This window comes from Streptomyces sp. cg36 (assembly GCF_041080675.1).
GTDB lineage: Bacteria > Actinomycetota > Actinomycetes > Streptomycetales > Streptomycetaceae > Streptomyces.
The window spans coordinates 8,130,524-8,147,154 of sequence record NZ_CP163520.1; the positions used below are offsets into that span (position 1 = coordinate 8,130,524).

Sequence of the window (16,631 nt, forward strand, 5' to 3'; positions counted from 1 at the left end):
TCTGCGTCCATCGGTCTACGGACGTACGGGAGTCGACCTGAGCACAGCGCCGGCATGCATCCGGGCAGAGTGTTCGTCCGCGCTCGGATCGGCTCCTGTGGCAGGGGCTGTCTCGTAACAGCCTGATTCGCACAGTCTTGGGAAGAAGCGCGGGGAAAGGCAGCCAATAACTCGCCAAGAGAGGGCGGGGAAGGGTGGACGTGCCGTTCGGCGCGGCAGTGAGCGGGAGTGAATCGTGCCAGGCGGCAGAACGCGCCATTCTCTGACAGGAGGGGAGGGAGGCGGAGAAGGCATGTCCCCGCAAACTGCTGGCCCAGGACCTGATGGCATGATCGGGACGTGATCAGTGAAGCCAACCGTCCTGGTGCGATGAGGTATGTCCTATTTGATGTCGATGGCACGTTGATTGACGCCGTGGACAATCAGCGCTTGGTCTGGCACATGTGGGCAGAGCGATACGGGCTGGACCCTGATGAGGTCTACCGAGTGGCCCTGCGGACGAGGCCGATGGAGACGTTCGCGCAGGTTGCCCCGGACCAGGACCCCCGGGAGTGCCTGGCCGTACTGCACGAGCTGGAAGACGAGGACGTCCGTTCCGGCGTGTATACGGCCTTCGACGGCGCCTCGGAACTGCTCAATGCTCTGCCGCCCGGGGCCTGGGCGCTGGTGACCTCGAACTACGAGCACCGCGTTCGTGGACGTTTCTCACGGACGGGCCTGCCGGTTCCGAAGGTTGTCGTGGATGCGGCCGCGGTAACGGAGGGCAAGCCGTCGCCGGTGCCGTATCTGCAGGCAGCCGCGCAACTTGGTGCCCAACCGGAGAACTGTCTGGTCATCGAGGACGCCCCCTCCGGGGTGCAGTCCGGGCTGCGTGCCGGGATGACGGTGTGGGGCGTCAACACTCCTGTGGCGGTCGAAGGCGTGCATCGTCACTTCAGCAGCCTGTACGAGGTAGTCCGCGACGTCCTCGCCTTCGTATCCGGGCCCCGTCCTCACCGGCTGGAGGGGGCAACCACAGTGGAATGATCTCGCTGTGGCTGGTGCGATCACGGCGACGGAGCCGACCTGGACAACCCCGCTCACCGGGCCGAGCGCGTAGATTGCGCGACACGAAAACCACGTGCCCCAGCCGCTGGTTCTACCTACGCTTCCCGCCGTGGACAGCACCCGGCCCGAGAGCCTCATCAACGTCGTGGACGTCGAAGCGACCTGCTGGCCCGGCTCCCGGCCGCCGGGCGAGGTCAGCGAGATCATCGAGGTCGGGCTGACCGTCATCGACCTCGACGCGGGCCGGCGTCTTGCCCGGCACCGGATTGTAGTGCGGCCCGCCCGGTCCAGGGTCAGCGCGTTCTGCACGGAACTGACCGGGTTGACACAGGACGAGGTGGATCAGGGGCTCGCCTTCGCCGAGGTGTGCCGGTTGCTGGCGGCCGAGCACGGCGCGGGCACCCGGCCGTGGGTGAGCTGGGGCGACTACGACCGCAACCAGTTCACACGGCAGTGCCGGGCCACCCGGACGCCCTACCCTTTCGGCCGCCACCACACCAACGCCAAGGCCGTCTTCACCCAGGCGTACGGCCTGCGCAAGCGCCCCGGGATGGCGCAGGCCCTGGAGATTGCCGGGCGGCGCCTCGAAGGCCGTCACCACCGGGGTGAGGACGACGCCTGGAACATCGCGGGGCTCGTACTGCACCTCTCCGAACGGGGGGACTGGCCGGGATTGGCAGGAAACCCCGACTGACGACCCATCAAGCAGACCCGTCGAGACCGGTCACCGGCCATCCCCGCCGTGCCGGAGCCTCAGACGACCGTCTGGTACGAGGGGGCGTCCTCCAGCGACGTCTCCCGCCGGTCCGCCAGCGGGTCCTGGCGCTCGCCCGTGCCGTGGTACACGTACGGCTTGCCCTGCTGGTCGTAGGCGAGGACGTCGGCCTTGCCGTCGTTGTCGGCGTCTCCGATGCCGATCAGTTGGCGGTAGGTGTTCCAGCCGCCGCCGATGCGGGTGCGCGCGGTGAAGTTGCCGTCGCCCTTACCCAGGTAGAGCCAGAGCACGCCGTCCTTGTCGCGGGCCACCAGGTCCCCGGCCTTGGCGCCCGCGATGTCGCCGACGGCGGTGATCTGGTTGTACGCGTTCCAGCCGCCGCCAAGCTTCACGCGCCCGGCAAAGGGCGCCTGACGATTGCCGGTGCCCTTGTACAGCCACAGGGTCCCCGAGGCGTCGCGGGCCAGCAGGTCGCCCAGACCGTCGCCGGTCAGGTCGGATCCGGCCGTGATCTCGTTGTACGTGTTCCAGCCGCCGCCGATGCGGGTGCGGGCGGTGAAGTTGCCGTCGCCCTTGCCCAGGTAGAGCCAGAGCACACCGCTCTTGTCCCGGGCCACCAGATCGGCGTTCGGGGCTCCGGCGACGTTGCCGACGGAGACCAGTTTGTCGTAGGTGTTCCAGCCCGAGCCGATCAGGTCGCGGTTACGCCCGTCGAGCTTCGCGGCGGCCGGGTCGTGGAAGGTGTCCTCGCGGTACAGCCAGCCCGCCGAGTCGCGGACCAGGACGTCGGGGGAGCCGTTGTCGGTGTAGTCGTGGGCGGCGGCCGGGCGTGCGAGGGTGAAGGTGCCGTTGACGTCGAGGTCGGGGCCGAGACCGTTCATGGGCTTGGCCACCAGGCGCCAGGTGTAGGCGCCGTTGGGCGCGGCGACCGTACCGTCGTACGGGTGGAACAGGCCGTCCCACTCGAAGTCGACCCAGCCCGCACCGGGGTGCTCCGAGAACACAGAGCTGGGGTTCGACACGTATTCGCGGCCGGAAACCGTGTGGCGCACGGTAACGCTCACCTCGACGTTGAGGCGGGACAACCGCCAGCGCGCCCGCCAAGGGGTGCGGTCCAGCACCGCGGGGACCTCGCTGCCGAGCACGGTGATCTTGGTCGGCTCGCCGGTGGGGGCCACCAGCTCGGCGACCGGTGCGCCGTCCGCCGAGGCCGAGAGGCGGTACAGCCCCTCGCCTTGCTCGACGGTGCCGCCCGTCACCAGGACCGAGCCGTCGGGCGCGGGCGTCACGGAAGTGGCGTGGTCGAGCACCTTGCGCGCGGTGCCGCCGCCGAGCGGCATGGCCTTGAAAGAGGTCTTCCAGGCGTTGTCGAGCACGCTCTTGTCCACGGTCCGGGCGTTGCCGTACAGGACCCAGTCGCCGACCAGGCCCACCAGGGGCGGGTGCCCCACATCCAGCATCTCCCCGGACCAGCTGTCGCTCCCGTCGCGGCGGGCGGTGCTCAGATTCGTCTCGTACCGCCCGCTCATGAGCACACCGAGCGTGGCCACATGGGTTGAGGAGACGGCAGTGTGCGCGTAGTCGCCGCTGAGGTGGCGCACCGTGGAGTCCACGGCCTTCGCCGACGCCAGATCCACCACGAGGTGGTTGGTGAAGGGGTCGTAGGAGCCCTCCTTGAAGCCCAGCAGTACCGCCCCCGCCGTCCCCGCCGTCACCTTGACGTCCTGAAGTCGGGTAGGCAGGCCGGTGACGACGCGGTCGGTCATCGAGCCGTCCACCTGGGCCAGGAGATGCACCTCGGAGGTGTCGCCGCTGCCTTTCGTGGCGACGACGGTGTCGCCGACCGTTCCGGCGTACCGGTAGCCGCGCGTGGCGAGGTCGACGACGGTCGACGTGCCGGTCGCCATGTTCCGCAGGGTGATCTTGTCCGAGGACCTGGGGCGCTCGGGATGATCGCCCAGGACGACGGTGTCGGACGCAGTGCCGTGCAGGGTGGGGCTGTGATCAGTGTCCTTGCCGAGCTCTGTGGAGACGCCGTCGGAGTAGCGCGTCCACCGCAGGGTGCCGTCCGCGTTCGCGGAGAGGAAACCGGTCGTGCCCGCGCTCAGGACCTCAGCCCCGGGAGCGATCTTGACGAGCGCGCGAGGGGAGTGCGCGGCGGCCGGAAGGGGCATGGCCGCGGCGATGGGGGCGACCAGCGGCCCCGCCGTCACCGCCAGCCCCGCACTGATCGCCAGCGCCATGAGCCGTCGCGGAATACGGGAGCCAGTCATGTGCCCTCCTGGACAGAACGGAAACAGCGGTGAACGGAGGGCAGCGAAGGACGTGAGGGTCCCGCGGTACGGCATGTACGTGATCCCCCACAGGTGCGCACAGATAGTAACAACAGTGCATTCGGGGCAGAGCCACCAGCCCTGAACCAGCCCAGGAGCCGCAGGGGCAGGGGTGGGGCGGAAGCGTCGCCGCGGAGATCGCCGGCCTGATCGGGCCCGTGCTCACCCTCCTGCGTCACTGACGCGTTGTACGGAAGTGCCGGATGAGAAGGATGGCGTACGGGCCCTTTCGTGATCCAGAATGATCGGATGGTCACGCTGGAGACTCCCCGACTGATCCTGCGTCGCTGGCGCGAGGAGGACGTCGCGCCGATGGCTGCCGTCAATGCCGACCCCGAGGTCATGCGGTGGATCCGTGACGGCAGCGTCCGTGACGAGCGGCAGACCCGCGAGGGCATCCGGGCGTGGGAGGGCGAGTGGGAGTCGCGGGGCTTCGGCCTGTTCGCCGTGGAGCTCCGCTCCACCGGTGAGATGGCCGGGTTCACCGGCCTTTCGGTGCCCGGCTACTTGCCCGAGGTGCTGCCGGCGGTCGAGGTCGGCTGGCGGCTGGGACGTTCCCACTGGGGGCAGGGCCTGGCCACCGAGGCCGCTGTGGCCGCCGTACGGTTCGGGTTCGTCGAGCGGGGGCTGGAGCGGCTCGTCAGCATCGCCCAAGTGGGCAACGACGCCTCCGAACGGATCATGACCAAACTCGGGATGCGTCCGGCCCACGAGACCGTCCATCCCACCAACGGTCGGCGGGTCCGGGTGTTCGAGCTGTCGTCGGACCAGTACGGCGGGACCGCGCGCTGACGACGGCGGCGGGCCCGTGGGTCCGTTTGTCCGTGGGCCGGTGCGGCTGTCGGCCGGGAGGCCCTGCCCTCGCCGAGCGCCTCCCCGGGACCGGATGGTCGCGAACTCCCCGACAGGTAGGCCGCCTTGTGGCCGTCCTGGATGCAGACGGGGCGGGGAAGTGCTTGAACCAAGGTAGGAAGTCCCCGCCGCCCAGGACGTGAAGCCAGCGCCCTGCGCGGGCCGCTGGGCGGCGGCGAGGAACCTCCCGCAAGCGACAGCACCGTACGCCGCGAGCGGGCACAATCGGCGGATGCGTGCTGTCATTCCGCCCCAGGACACCGTCTTTGTCGGTCGCGGCAAGGAGCTGGCCCTGCTCGCCCCGTGCGTGAGCGCGCCCGGGCTGGTCACACTCACCGGCCCGGGCGGGGTGGGCAAGACACGGCTCGCCGCCCACCTGACGGCACTCCTTTCGGGTGAAGACGGCCCGGAAGAAGGTGAGTCGGACGAAGGCGTCCCGCACGCGGCGGACACACCTCCAATGGCGCCCGCACTGCTCACGGCCTCCGTGGGCTGGGCCTCGCTGTGGCAGTTGCGAGACGACCGGCTGCTGGCGGCCACGGTCGCCGACGCCTCGGGGCTGTCCGACCACACGACGAGGCGACCGGTGCACGCACTGGCGCAGTGGATCGGCGGCCGTCGCACACTCCTCGTCCTGGACTCGTGCGAGCACCTGATCCCGTCCTGCGCCGACCTGGTCGCCGAACTGCTCATCGCGTGCCCGGCCCTGACCGTCCTGGCCACCAGCCGCGAACCGCTGGGGCTGCCCGGCGAGCAGGTGCACGCGGTGGAACCGCTGCCGCCCACCACCGACGCGCTGGAACTCTTCCTCGACCGCGCGGCCCTGGCCGGAGCGCCGCTGACCCGGCCCGCCGACCTGGCCGCCGCCACCGCCGTCTGCCGGCACCTCGAAGGCATGCCGCTCGCCCTGGAACTCGCCGCGGCGCAGCTTCCCCAGCGGCCCGTCAGCGCCATGGCCGCAGCCCTGGAGGCACGCCTCGACCTCACCGCGCCGGACGACGGCCTCCCCGACGGGCTGTCACCCGGGCCCGCCCACCAGCGGGCCCTGCGCACCAGCATCGGCTGGAGCCACGAACTGTGTACACCCGTGGAACGCCTGCTGTGGGCCCGTATGTCGGTGTTCCGCGCCGCAACCGGTGCGGTGGCCGTGCGCGCCGTCTGCGGCGGCGGACCGCTGGACGGGCCCGCGCTCGGCGAAGCCCTGGCGGGGCTGTGCCGCAAGTCCGTACTGACCCGGACACCGGCAGGCACCTACCGCATGCTCGACACCGTTCGGGAGTACGGGGAGATGTGGCTGGACGAGCTCGGCGAGCGGGACCGCTTCGCCGACCGGCACGCCCGCTACGTCCTCGAACTGGCCCGCGAGGCGGACCGTGCCTGGTACGGGCCCGCCCAGGCCGACACCTACCGCAACCTGCGCCACGGTCACGCCGATGTCTGCGCGGCGCTGGACCACCTCGGTACCCACGAGCCGTCCGCCGCCCTCGAACTCGCCGCGCTGGTCGCGTTCTTCTGGGTCTGCTGCGGCCATCTGCACCAGGCCGGGCACTACTTGACGCAGTCCCTGGAACACGCCGATGCCCCGATGGCCGTGCACGCCAGGGCTCGCTGGGCGCTGGGCGTGGTGCGCGTGCTCCAGGGCGACCACGGCGCGGCATCCGGACTCGCCCGCCACAGCCATGCCTGTGCCCATCTGTCGGGCGACGAGGACCGGCTGCTGGACGCCGTCTACCTGCACGGGTTGGTCCTGCTGCTCCAGGGGCGCCCGCAGGAGGCGGGGGACCGATGCAGACAGGCGCTCGACGCCCTGGGCGGCAGCGCGGGCCGACGCGCCCGGTGCCGCCTGGTGGTGATCTTCGCGCAGACCGGTACGGGACGGCTGGAGGAAGCCGCCCGCGCCGCCCGGATCCTGCGGGCCGAGTGCGTGGGCCGGGGCGAACTCTGGACCAGGGCCTACACCGATCACCAGCTCGCCCTGGCCGCGGTGCTGAGCGGGCGCCCCGCCGAAGCGGTGGCCAGCGCCCGCCGCATGGTCGCCGCGAAACACCATCTCGGCGACGTGTTCGGCGTGGCGCTCGGCCTGGACCTGCTCTGCGCCGGACTGGCCGCACAAGGCCGGGCCGAACAGGCCGCCCAGTTCTCCGGCACCGCCCTGGCCTGCTGGCGCGCGACGGGCCACCCCCAGCGCGGCACGCCCGAACTCGCGGAGGTCCGCGACAGTGCCACCCGCGCGGCGCGGCGGCGCATCGGGGACCACGCGTACGACAGGGCGTTCAGGGCGGGCGCGCACGCCGAACCGGCCACGGCGGTACGCCGCATCCTGGAGGGCCCGCTGAGTGGATCCGGTTGACGCGCACGGGCGTGCGGCGGTCAGTGCACGCCTCAGCGGGGCGGCAGCAGGCTGGCCACCGCCTCGGTGAACGCTCCCGGGGCTTCCTGTGGAACGTTGTGTCCTACGCCCGGCAGAAGCCGGTGCGTATACGGTCCGGTGAAGCAGTCGCGGTCCTCGGCCGCGCTCGGACCGCCCACCCCGTCGTCACCGCTTTCGAGCACGACGGTGGGTACGGAGATCGGCGGCTCGTGGGCGATGAGGTCTTCGAGCTCCTGGTAGCGGGGGTCGCCCTCGGCCAGGCCGAACCGGTGCCGGTAGGAGTGGACGACCACGTCGACGAAGTCGGGATTGTGCAGGCTCGCGGCGCTGGCGGGGAAGGCGGCGTTCGCCCCGGCCCAGGTCGGAGACCAGGTGCGCCAGAGCAGTTCGCACAGGGCGTCGCGGTTGCGCTCCAGGCCGAGCCGTCCGCGCTCGGAGTGGAAGTAGTACTGGTACCAGTACGTGCGCTCCCACTCCGGGGCGGTGGGCTCTCCGGCATGGGCGAGGTCCTGGACGTTGTAGCCGTCGACGGTGACCAGGCCGCGCACGCGCTCGGGGTGCAGGGCGGCGGTGATGCACGCGGCCCGGCCGCCCCAGTCGTAGCCTGCGAGGACGGCGCCCTCGATGTCGAGGGCGTCCATGAAGTCCAGCAAGTCCTGCGCGAGCGCCGCCTGTTGCCCGGAGCGGACGGTCGTACGGTCCCGGAACCGGGTCGGCCCGAAGCCGCGCAGGTAGGGTGCGAGTACGTGGGCGCCCCGGTCGGCGAGGGCCGTGGAGACGTCGTCGAACGCCCTGACGTTGTAGGGGAATCCATGGAGCAGGATCACCGGCGGGGCGTCGCGCTCACCCGCGTGTTCGTAGGCGATGTCCAGTACTGGTGTGGTGACGTGTCCTGCTGGTGAGAGAGCCATTGCGTGATCTTGGCACGGTCCCGCCCCGAACTGCCCCGAATTTGAGAGGGCATCGGCCAGTACTCCGGAGACCGCGCCCGCACCGGTCAAGAGCGGTGCCGCCCGGAATGGCGCTTCAACTGGGTCCCCGGTTGGAGCGGCTCTCCCAGCCTGGGACGATCAGCAGGACCGCAGGAAAGCAAGCAAAGGTGGGGAACATGATGAGTCTGCTGCTGGTCGGTGTGCTGGTGCTCGCTGTCGGGGGGTGCGCGTGTGTGGTGTGGGCGGACCGCGGCGGCCCCCGGTGGGCCCGTGGTGTGGCGGCCGTGACGCTCGCGGCGGGCGAGCTGGTGCGCCAGTCCCGGAAGCGGCGGCGCCGGAGTGTGAGCGGGAACAGCGGCGGGGACGACTAGAAACGCGGACGCGGTCGGGGCACCCTCCTTTGTGGCGTCTTTCACCCCGCAAGACCCGCGGGAGAGGAGTCGGCATGGGTAAGCACGGTGACGGCAAGGGCGGGTCCGACGGGGACAGGCAGCAGTCTCCGAAAGAGAGCGACGGGCAGTGGAACAAGCCCGTCAGCGATCCGCCGAAGAAGAAGTGACGGCCGCGTGAGCACTCCGGAGCGGCTGCGGGAGATCCTGCTCAACAAGGGTGTCCTGGTGGTGGGTTCGCCGTGGGAGCGGGCGGTGCGCGAGGTGCCGCGGGCCGCGTTCCTGCCCGATGTGGTCGAGACGCCGCAGCGGGTCATCTCGCGCGGTACGTCCCCGGAACGGTGGCTGACCGCCGTCTACGGTGACCTCCCGTTGACCACGCAGGTCAATGACGGGCGGCCCGTCTCGGAGGGCGATTACGAGCTGCCCACGTCGTCGAGCTCGATGCCGTCGGTCATGGTGGAGATGCTGGACCTGCTCGACGTCCACGACGGGCAGCGTGTTCTGGAACTGGGGGCCGCTACTGGCTACAACGCCGCTTGGCTGTGCCATCGTCTGGGGGATGCGCGCGTGACCACCCTCGACATCGACGCGGTCCTCGCCGAGGAGGCGTGCGCCAACCTGAAGGCGGCCGGTTACCGTCCGCAGGTGGTGGTGGGCGACGGAGCGGCGGGCTGGCCCGACGGCGCCCCGTACCAGCGGCTCATCGCCACCTACACGGTCGCGGAGATCCCCTGTACGTGGGTGGCTCAGGTGCCCTCGGGGCGCATCGTGGCACCCTGGGGCGGCAGCTGGTTCTCCCACTCCTTCGCCGTCCTGGAGACCGCCGACGGGATCGCGCAGGGGCGGTTCGCCGGGTATCCGGCGTTCATGCGCAGCCGGACCGGCCGTCCGCACCGCGGCTACCTGTCCGACTTCCTGCACCACGCCGACGACGCGATCACGACCCGCACCGCGTTGTCGCCGCGGGAACTGGTGGGCGACAGCGACGCCCTGTTCTTCACCGGTCTCGCCCTGACCGACGCCTGGTACCTGCTGGCCGAGGCCGAGGACGGCAGTGACGAGGCGACACTGTGGCTGCTGGCGGACGACCGCGCCTCCTGGGCAGCGGCCGAGTACGTCCCCGGACACGACACCTTCGAAGTGGACCAGTACGGGCCGCGCCGCCTGTGGGACGAGGCCGCCCTCGCGTACCGGCGGTGGCAGGAGCACGGCGCGCCGTCCCGCGACCGGTTCGGCCTGACCGTCACGCCCGCCGGGCAGTCCGTCTGGTTGGACACCCCCGAGCGGACGGTCTGACCCGCGCGGGCCGTCAGGGTGGGGTTGGACCGGCACTCAGCGGAGCCTGTTCGTCCTGGCCACGAGCCCGCCTCGCCGCGTGCCGTACGCGACGGGGACGCGTCAGGGCAGCGTCAGGATCCGCGGCGCTCGGCTGCGCCGCCGTCTGTGCCGGAGCACCGTGGAGCGGGGGGAGAGCTCAGGAGGTGGCCATGTCCGGGATCTCGCTGCAAGGACTCGCGGAGCGACGCTCGGGGCCGGCCGGGCTGGCCGTGCCGCCCCGCGACCGGCTCGCGCTGGCGGCGGCCGTCGTCGTCCCGCTGGCCGTCACCAGTCTCCTCGCACCCTTCCGTACCGACCTGGCGAACACCAACATGGCGCTGATCCTCGTCGTGGTCGTGGTGACGGTCGCCGCCAACGGGCACCGCGGGGCAGGAGCGCTGGCCGCGCTCTCCTCGGCCGTATGGTTCGACTTCTTCCTCACCCGCCCCTACGAGCGGCTCACGATCACCAGCGGCGGCGACATCACCACCGCCGTACTGCTCCTCGCGGTGGGGCTCGCCGTCTCGCAGCTGGCTGCGCGGGCCAGACACCTCAAGGTGGTCACCGTCACCGACGCCGAACAGCTGGCCCGCATCCACGGCACAGCGAAACTCGCCCAGAGCACCCCGTCCGCCGACGCTGTCGTCGAGCATGTGCGCGCCGAACTCATCGATGTGCTCCAACTGGCCGGCTGCCGCTTCGAGTACGGGTCGCTGCTGGGCCACCCGCCGCAGCTCGGGCAGGACGGGCAGATCATCACCGTGCGCGGCGGTTGGGACCTGGAGCGGCAGGGCTGGCCGTCCGGAGAGGTGGAACTGCGTGCCACCGGCAAGGGCCACTACTACGGCAGGTTCCTGCTCCGTCCCGGGGACGGCGGCGTCGTACCGCTGCGGGCCCGTCTGGTGGCGGCCACCCTGGCCGGGCAGGCGGGCGCGGCGCTCGCCGACGCCGGGATGGGGGCGCTCCGGGAGGGATGATGCTGCGGCCGGCCGGTTCGGAGGCCCGGCCGCCGCACTGGTGGTGGGAAGCCGTCGCTGTCAGGCACCTGTTGCGCCGGGACTCCTGGGCACTGCGCGGAATCGGTCGGCCACCGTGCGGAAGGACTGCTTGGGCTCCCACTGCCCCGTCTCCGCATAGCCGCGGCCCGTCCCGGTGGGGAAGGTCTTGGCCAGGGCGAAGCTGGCGATGTCCAGGTCGTGACGGCGCTGGGGGGAGAAGGGGGAGTCGGGGGCGATGAAGTTGTAGACGAACGCCCCGTGCAGGCGCTCCGCCGCGTAGAGGTCCAGCAGTTCTCCGATCTCCTGCGCCTGCTCCCGCTCGTCGCGCCTGTAGCCGTCCTTGACCAGCGGTGGTTGCCGTTCCCAGTCCACGGCGTTGAAGCCGTCCCCTCCCTGGTCCCTGGCGCCGGTGAAGGTGCAGCAGCCGAACTCGGTGATGACGACGGGCTTGCCGTGCCGGGTGAGGGCGCGCAGTTTCGTGGTGTACGAGGCCCGGTTGTCCGCGTCGCGGTAGAGGTTGACGCCCACGATGTCGAAGCCGCGCCAGTCGACCTCCTCCCACTCTCCCGCGCTGTAGGTGACCCGCCCCTTGAACAGCGGCCGTACGGTCTTCAGCGCCCGCTCCAGAAAGGCGTTGAGCCGCTCCTGGTAGCCGGCCGACTCCGGAAGGCCCAGTGCTTGGGCGCGCTCCTTGTAGTCCTTGCCCGGCACCAGGCCGGACATGAAGATGGTCAGCTCGGTGCCGACCGAGATGCCCACGCCGGGATGGCGGGCGCGCAGCCGCTCGGCGGCGCGGGCCGCCGAGCCGAGGAAGGCGAGGGTCTGCTCCGCGCTCTGGTCGAACTGGCGCGGCTCGAACCACACGAACAGGCCGTGCGTGGCTGCGATCGAGGCGGCTTCCGTGAGCCGGTCGAGATCCTGGCCCAGCAGCAGGACGGCGTTGCAGTGCAGTTGCTGCCTGATGGCCGCGATCTCCCGGCGTACGAACTCCGTGCGCCAGACCTCGCGGTCCGTATCGAAGTTGACGCCCTTGTGGGTGAGCGAGGAAGCGTGTTGCGGAGGAGCCGCCGCGCCGGTGGGCCTCGTACGGGCGTGCGCGTGGCCGCTGACACAGGTGGCGGACAGGGCCGCGGTGGCCGCGAGCACGGTCCGGCGGGCGATCGGTGCTGGTGTCATGCCGCCAGCCTGTACGCGGGGCGGCCGGTGGCACGTCGGCCGAAGGGCTCGTACTCCTCGACCAAAGTCGCTGCCCGGCCCGACCTTCGGCGGACTGGTCCGCCCGTAGCGGCCGTGGTCGCGTTAATGCGGCTCAAGCGGCTTCCCCAGCGGACCGAAGGGCAAGAGGTCCTACCTGCCCTGTCGGCTGTGTGAGGCGGGCCTGTCACCGCGAAGGCCGCCGCCGACGTGCGGGTCGGCGGCGGCGCCGTACGGCCGCGTGAGGCTCTGCCCATGTCCGGCCCGCGGGGATGACTGGAGGGCATCGGCCGCTTCGGGAGGGCTCACGCTCATGGGTGCCCGGCCGGGTTCCTCGGCGCGGCCGTCACCGTACTCGGCCTCCTCGGCTGCCTGACCGGGTCGTGAGGGAGGGCTATCGCTTGCGGGCCGCGGCTTTGGGCGTGATGAGGCGGGAGCCGTTCCAGTCCTTGCCCGCGTTGATGGACTTCGTCTGGGACAGACCGGCGGTAGTGGCTGCCTCGCCGATCTCGCTCGGCTCGACGTAGCCGTCCCTTCCGCTCTTCGGGGTGAGCAGGAGGAGCGAGCCGCCTTCTTCCATGTAGGCGATGGCGTCGACGAGGGCGTCGGTGAGGTCGCCGTCGTCCTCGCGGAACCACAGGACCACGGCGTCGGCGACGTCGTCGTACTCCTCGTCGACCAGCTCGGTGCCGGTGGCCTGTTCGATCGCGTCGCGCAGTTCCTGGTCGACGTCATCGCCGTACCCGATTTCCTGGACGACCATGTCGGGCTGGAAGCCGAGCCTGACGGCCAGATTGGTCTCTGCGTGATCCGCGGTCATGGGGGACCCTCTCTGTGGACAGAGCGAACATCTCCATTGTGCTCGCATTCCGCAATCACGAAGATACCGATGGTGACACTGTCCGGGGCATCTGCTGAGCGAGGACCGCCACAGACGCTGTTCGGCCCTCCACGGCTGGGCTCCCGGCGGTGCGGCCCTGTCACAGAGTTCTCGCGGCTGCGGCAGGCCCCGCACGAGAGAAGTCCAGGACCTGCCGCGCGCCATGGCCTTATCGGTTGGCGCCCCAGCCGGTGGTGGACGAGTTGCCCACTCGCTGGACATAGGGCTGCACCCAGCGGGAGCCGTCGTCGTTGGTCGAGAACCCGCCGCCGGTGATGGCGCCGACGTAGCCGAGATCGCTGGTGTAGGCGCCTGCCGCACAGCCGACGGTGCCGTTGCTGTGGTTGGTCAGGTCGTACTCCACGAACCAATGGCTGTTGTAGTAGAAGTGTACGTAGATCGAGCAGGTGCCGGTGGTGTCCCACACGGTGTACGCGCTCGTGTTGAGCGGTGCGTGGGCCTGGGCGGCGGTGGCCCCCGAGAAGGCGATCAGCGGTGCCGCCGCGATCACGGCGAGCCTGCTCCAGATGGAACGGCGCATGGTTCTCCTCCGTTGTGGTCTCGACCAATCTGGTCAATGGTTCAGACCAATCGCAACTATGCGACCCGCAGGGGGCAGGGTGTCAAGAGCCGCGGGGCGAAGGGGTTTCTTCCACTTCCGAGGTGGTGCCGCCAGCGACGGACGGCCCGCGCGCCGGCACTACGCCGCAGGCTGAAGTTCTTTGGCTGAAAGGGTGGTTGGCGAGCGCGGGCTCGTGGGTCCCGTGGCGTCGTGCAGCGTCTTGAGGTGGAGTGTCCGCGCCTTGCCGGGTTCTGTGCCGAACTCCCCAATTGGCGCGAGTGGACCTGGTGCTCGTCCGGGGCGCGCTCCGCGCATGGGCTGCTTTGCCGATGACGAAGACAGCCACAATCGATACCGCGCCCCTGGAGCCCGTGGGCGCGGCAGCGTCACGCGGGCCGGAACCGGAGTGCGGACCAGGTGTCGTCGATGGCGATCTGCCGCACCGGGCGCACGCCTCGCTCGGCGAGCGCGGCGGCCAAGGTGTCGCGGTTGAGATCCGTTCCGAGCTTTCCGGCCTTCGGGTAGGCCACCCAGGCGAGGGCATCACGCCTCGCCGCGCCGAGTGCCGCCCGGGCCTCCGCCTCGTGCAGGTCACCGGACGTCGTCACGAATGCGAGTACCGCGTCGGCCGAGTCCGGGGCCACCACGCCCTCGACCTCCAGGTGGACGTCGTCGGGCTTGCCCAGCACGGCCACGCGCTGCCCCGGCTTGATTTGCAGCTTGCTGATGACTGACACGCTGTGATCGTGCCACGGGACGCCGGAGTGTGCCTCGCCGTCGCTGCACCGCCGTGCAGGGGCTCCGCCGGGCCGCGCGTCGGGGTGCACGGCGGATGCCTGCGGGAAAATCGGTGGAGACGATACGAGTCGTCTTGTACGGTGGCGTCATGGCTTCCTTCTTCTACTTCCTCTGAGTCCGGGCACGGCCCACACCGCCGTTTCTGCTGCCCGTAGACGACACGTAGATCTCCAGGGAACCCCCATGCGTAAATACGTCCGCACAGCTGTGCCTGCCGCCACGGCACAGCTCTCCGTCAAGAACGTCACCAAGTCCTACGCGACCCGAACCGTCCTCGGCCAGCTCTCCTTCGCCATCCGCCCAGGTGAGAAGGCCGCCGTCATCGGGGAGAACGGGTCTGGCAAGTCCACCTTGTTGCGGTTGCTGGCCGGAGCTGAGACACCCGACACGGGGGAGATCACCGTCCGGTTCGCCAGCGGCACCGGCCATCTCACACAGACCCCGGCCCTCGACGAGTCCTGCACGGTGCAGGACGCCGTCGACCTGGCCTTCGTCGACCTGCGCGACATGGAGCGCAGGCTGCGCGCGGCCGAGGAGCGCCTCGGTGAGGCGAAGCCGGACGAACTCGCCTCCTACGGGGAGCTGTTGACCGCATACGAGCAGCGCGGTGGATACGAGGCGGACGCCCGGGTGGACATGGCTCTGCACGGTCTGGGCCTCGCCCGGATCACCCGCGACCGGGTGCTGGGCTCCCTTTCAGGAGGCGAGCAGTCGCGGCTCGCACTCGCCTGCGTACTGGCTGCCGCCCCTGAACTGCTCCTGCTCGACGAGCCGACCAACCACCTCGACGCGGCGGCCGTGCACTGGCTCGAAGAGCATCTGCGGGCGCACCGTGGCACTGTCGTCGCGGTCACGCGCGACCGCGGATTCCTGGAGCGCGTCGCCACCACGATCCTGGAGGTCGACCGGGATGCGCGCACGGTGCACCGGTACGGCGACGGCTGGAGCGGCTATCGCACGGCGAAGGCCGCTGCCCGGCGCCGCGCCGAGCAGGATTACGTCGACTGGATCCAGGAGGTGTCCCGTACCGAGGAAGTGCTTGAGGCCGCCGGGAAGCGGCTGGCCGCCACCGGCCGGGATCCGCGGGAGGGCTTCGGCAAGCACCGCCGCTCGCACGAGGCCAAGCTCGGCGGTCATGTGCGCGCCGCCCGGGAACGCCTGGCCCACCTGCGGCGCAACCCCGTCAGGCAACCGTCGCAACCGCTGCGGTTCACCGCGCGGTTGACCGCCGCCCAGCAGGAGCACGCCACCAAGCATCCGCTGCTCGTGCTCGATGCGGTGGCGGTCGGTGAACGGCTGCTCCTGGAAGGCCAGTTGGCCATCACCTCCGGGCAGCGGCTGCTGGTGACGGGGGTGAACGGCGCAGGCAAGACCACGCTGCTGCGAGTGATGGCGGGTGATCTGCAACCGGACGCCGGAACGGTGCGGCGCCTCGCCCGGGTCGGATACCTGGAGCAGGAACTCCCCGTACGCTCCACGCGGCTCGGGTTGCTCGCCGCCTTCGCGGCTGGGCGGCCGGGGCCGGTGGAGGAGCACGCCGAACAGCTGCTGGCGCTGGGCCTGTTCCGCGAGGAGGACCTGCACGTCCCCGTCGCGGCTCTCTCGGCGGGCCAGCAGCGCAGGCTGCAGATCGCGAGACTGGTGACCCGGCCCGCGGATCTCCTCGTTCTCGATGAGCCGACGAACCACATCGCGCTCGACCTGGCCGAGGACCTGCAAGCGGCTCTCGCCGTGTTTCCGGGAGCGGTCGTCGTGGTCTCGCACGACCGTGACTTCCGCGAGCGTTTCGCGGGGGAGCGGCTGGAGTTGTGCGGTGGCCGGCGAAGCCCGGTGGATGCGTCTGGGGGTCGGCGCCGGGGCGGGGCGCGTCCGTAGCGCGGTGGACGCGAAGGCGTGGAGACAGCCACGTACGGGATACCTGGCCAGGACCGTCTTGTCGCCATACGGCGGGGCCGACTTCCTCCGGAGGGCGGGGGTGCCGGGGTCCGAACGGCGGGATTGTGGCGGCGGTGGCGGCAGCGGAATGATCAAGGTGCTGGCCAGCACCGCAGAGGGCGGGCGGCGAACAGCGTGGGGATAGTGCCCCGCGACTGTCATCGCCGTCCACCTGCCGCGGTTGATCCGCGCGTCCGCCTGGTTGGGAAGCCGTGTACGGGCGCGCTGTCTTCTCCTGAGCAAGGAACAGATTACGTGAACAGCAAGAACCTGAAGATCTCCGCCGCTGCCGTGATGGCGGCTCT

14 protein-coding genes are annotated in these 16,631 nt (G+C 70.6%); 8 read left to right on the forward strand and 6 right to left on the reverse strand.

What is annotated here, in order from left to right:
- The first annotated feature begins 339 nt into the window (after window positions 1-339).
- Together AB5J87_RS35795 and AB5J87_RS35800 are read left to right on the forward strand one after the other, a co-directional pair.
- Window positions 340-1,026, forward strand: a complete 687-nt coding sequence (locus tag AB5J87_RS35795) for an HAD family hydrolase (protein WP_369382924.1) — start codon at window positions 340-342, stop codon at window positions 1,024-1,026.
- Window positions 1,027-1,156: 130 nt separating this feature from the next.
- Window positions 1,157-1,741 (forward strand): exonuclease domain-containing protein, encoded by a 585-nt coding sequence (locus AB5J87_RS35800; protein WP_369382925.1) that lies wholly within the window; start codon window positions 1,157-1,159, stop codon window positions 1,739-1,741.
- Between the two features lie 59 nt (window positions 1,742-1,800).
- Here the strand turns inward: AB5J87_RS35800 and AB5J87_RS35805 are convergent, their stop codons facing one another.
- Entirely contained in the window at window positions 1,801-4,035 is a 2,235-nt protein-coding gene (locus tag AB5J87_RS35805; protein ID WP_369382926.1) for an FG-GAP repeat domain-containing protein, read from the reverse strand.
- Between the two features lie 309 nt (window positions 4,036-4,344).
- Here AB5J87_RS35805 and AB5J87_RS35810 point away from each other — a divergent pair, with 309 nt between their 5' ends.
- Together AB5J87_RS35810 and AB5J87_RS35815 are read left to right on the forward strand one after the other, a co-directional pair.
- Entirely contained in the window at window positions 4,345-4,887 is a 543-nt protein-coding gene (locus tag AB5J87_RS35810; RefSeq protein WP_369382927.1) for a GNAT family N-acetyltransferase, read from the forward strand.
- Window positions 4,888-5,179: 292 nt separating this feature from the next.
- Window positions 5,180-7,297 carry an AAA family ATPase gene (locus AB5J87_RS35815; RefSeq protein WP_369382928.1) on the forward strand — a complete coding sequence of 706 codons (2,118 nt, stop codon included), beginning with the start codon at window positions 5,180-5,182 and terminating at the stop codon, window positions 7,295-7,297.
- Window positions 7,298-7,329: 32 nt separating this feature from the next.
- Here AB5J87_RS35815 and AB5J87_RS35820 read toward each other — a convergent pair whose 3' ends face one another.
- Entirely contained in the window at window positions 7,330-8,229 is a 900-nt protein-coding gene (locus AB5J87_RS35820; protein ID WP_369382929.1) for an alpha/beta fold hydrolase, read from the reverse strand.
- Window positions 8,230-8,426: 197 nt separating this feature from the next.
- Between AB5J87_RS35820 and AB5J87_RS35825 the strand changes: the two genes are divergently transcribed.
- The 3 genes from AB5J87_RS35825 to AB5J87_RS35835 all read left to right on the forward strand — a co-directional run bounded on the left by AB5J87_RS35825 (window position 8,427) and on the right by AB5J87_RS35835 (window position 10,936).
- Window positions 8,427-8,621, forward strand: coding sequence for a hypothetical protein (locus tag AB5J87_RS35825; protein WP_369382930.1), 195 nt, complete (start codon window positions 8,427-8,429; stop codon window positions 8,619-8,621).
- Window positions 8,622-8,816: 195 nt separating this feature from the next.
- Window positions 8,817-9,938 carry a methyltransferase domain-containing protein gene (locus AB5J87_RS35830; protein ID WP_369382931.1) on the forward strand — a complete coding sequence of 374 codons (1,122 nt, stop codon included), beginning with the start codon at window positions 8,817-8,819 and terminating at the stop codon, window positions 9,936-9,938.
- A gap of 191 nt (window positions 9,939-10,129) precedes the next feature.
- On the forward strand, window positions 10,130-10,936 hold the full coding sequence (locus tag AB5J87_RS35835) for a DUF4118 domain-containing protein (protein WP_369382932.1): 807 nt from the start codon (window positions 10,130-10,132) through the stop codon (window positions 10,934-10,936).
- A 60-nt stretch (window positions 10,937-10,996) separates the two neighbouring features.
- Here AB5J87_RS35835 and AB5J87_RS35840 read toward each other — a convergent pair whose 3' ends face one another.
- From AB5J87_RS35840 to AB5J87_RS35855, 4 genes are all read right to left on the reverse strand, one after another.
- The gene (locus AB5J87_RS35840; RefSeq protein WP_369382933.1) at window positions 10,997-12,133 is read right to left on the reverse strand and encodes an abortive infection protein; all 1,137 of its coding nucleotides are present in this window, start codon (window positions 12,131-12,133) and stop codon (window positions 10,997-10,999) included.
- A gap of 412 nt (window positions 12,134-12,545) precedes the next feature.
- Window positions 12,546-12,971, reverse strand: a complete 426-nt coding sequence (locus AB5J87_RS35845) for a DUF3052 domain-containing protein (RefSeq protein WP_369382934.1) — start codon at window positions 12,969-12,971, stop codon at window positions 12,546-12,548.
- A 229-nt stretch (window positions 12,972-13,200) separates the two neighbouring features.
- Window positions 13,201-13,572, reverse strand: a complete 372-nt coding sequence (locus AB5J87_RS35850; RefSeq protein WP_369382935.1) for a hypothetical protein — start codon at window positions 13,570-13,572, stop codon at window positions 13,201-13,203.
- Window positions 13,573-13,979: 407 nt separating this feature from the next.
- Window positions 13,980-14,330: a hypothetical protein gene (locus AB5J87_RS35855; protein WP_369382936.1), complete on the reverse strand. Its 351-nt coding sequence runs from the start codon at window positions 14,328-14,330 to the stop codon at window positions 13,980-13,982.
- A 244-nt stretch (window positions 14,331-14,574) separates the two neighbouring features.
- On the opposite strand from AB5J87_RS35855, the gene abc-f reads away from it, so the two are divergent.
- Complete coding sequence (gene abc-f, locus AB5J87_RS35860) at window positions 14,575-16,266, forward strand: ribosomal protection-like ABC-F family protein (protein ID WP_369382937.1); 1,692 nt, start codon at window positions 14,575-14,577, stop codon at window positions 16,264-16,266.
- Window positions 16,267-16,631 lie beyond the last annotated feature (365 nt).

What these genes read in the sequence shown, in the direction of transcription:
- AB5J87_RS35805 (WP_369382926.1), bottom strand. Translation starts at nt 4,035, where the DNA reads ATGACTGGCTCCCGTATTCCGCGACGGCTCATGGCGCTGGCGATCAGT.
- AB5J87_RS35810 (WP_369382927.1), top strand. Translation starts at nt 4,345, where the DNA reads ATGGTCACGCTGGAGACTCCCCGACTGATCCTGCGTCGCTGGCGCGAG.
- AB5J87_RS35815 (WP_369382928.1), top strand. Translation starts at nt 5,180, where the DNA reads ATGCGTGCTGTCATTCCGCCCCAGGACACCGTCTTTGTCGGTCGCGGC.
- AB5J87_RS35820 (WP_369382929.1), bottom strand. Translation starts at nt 8,229, where the DNA reads ATGGCTCTCTCACCAGCAGGACACGTCACCACACCAGTACTGGACATC.
- AB5J87_RS35825 (WP_369382930.1), top strand. Translation starts at nt 8,427, where the DNA reads ATGATGAGTCTGCTGCTGGTCGGTGTGCTGGTGCTCGCTGTCGGGGGG.
- AB5J87_RS35835 (WP_369382932.1), top strand. Translation starts at nt 10,130, where the DNA reads ATGTCCGGGATCTCGCTGCAAGGACTCGCGGAGCGACGCTCGGGGCCG.
- AB5J87_RS35840 (WP_369382933.1), bottom strand. Translation starts at nt 12,133, where the DNA reads ATGACACCAGCACCGATCGCCCGCCGGACCGTGCTCGCGGCCACCGCG.
- AB5J87_RS35845 (WP_369382934.1), bottom strand. Translation starts at nt 12,971, where the DNA reads ATGACCGCGGATCACGCAGAGACCAATCTGGCCGTCAGGCTCGGCTTC.
- AB5J87_RS35850 (WP_369382935.1), bottom strand. Translation starts at nt 13,572, where the DNA reads ATGCGCCGTTCCATCTGGAGCAGGCTCGCCGTGATCGCGGCGGCACCG.
- abc-f (WP_369382937.1), top strand. Translation starts at nt 14,575, where the DNA reads ATGCGTAAATACGTCCGCACAGCTGTGCCTGCCGCCACGGCACAGCTC.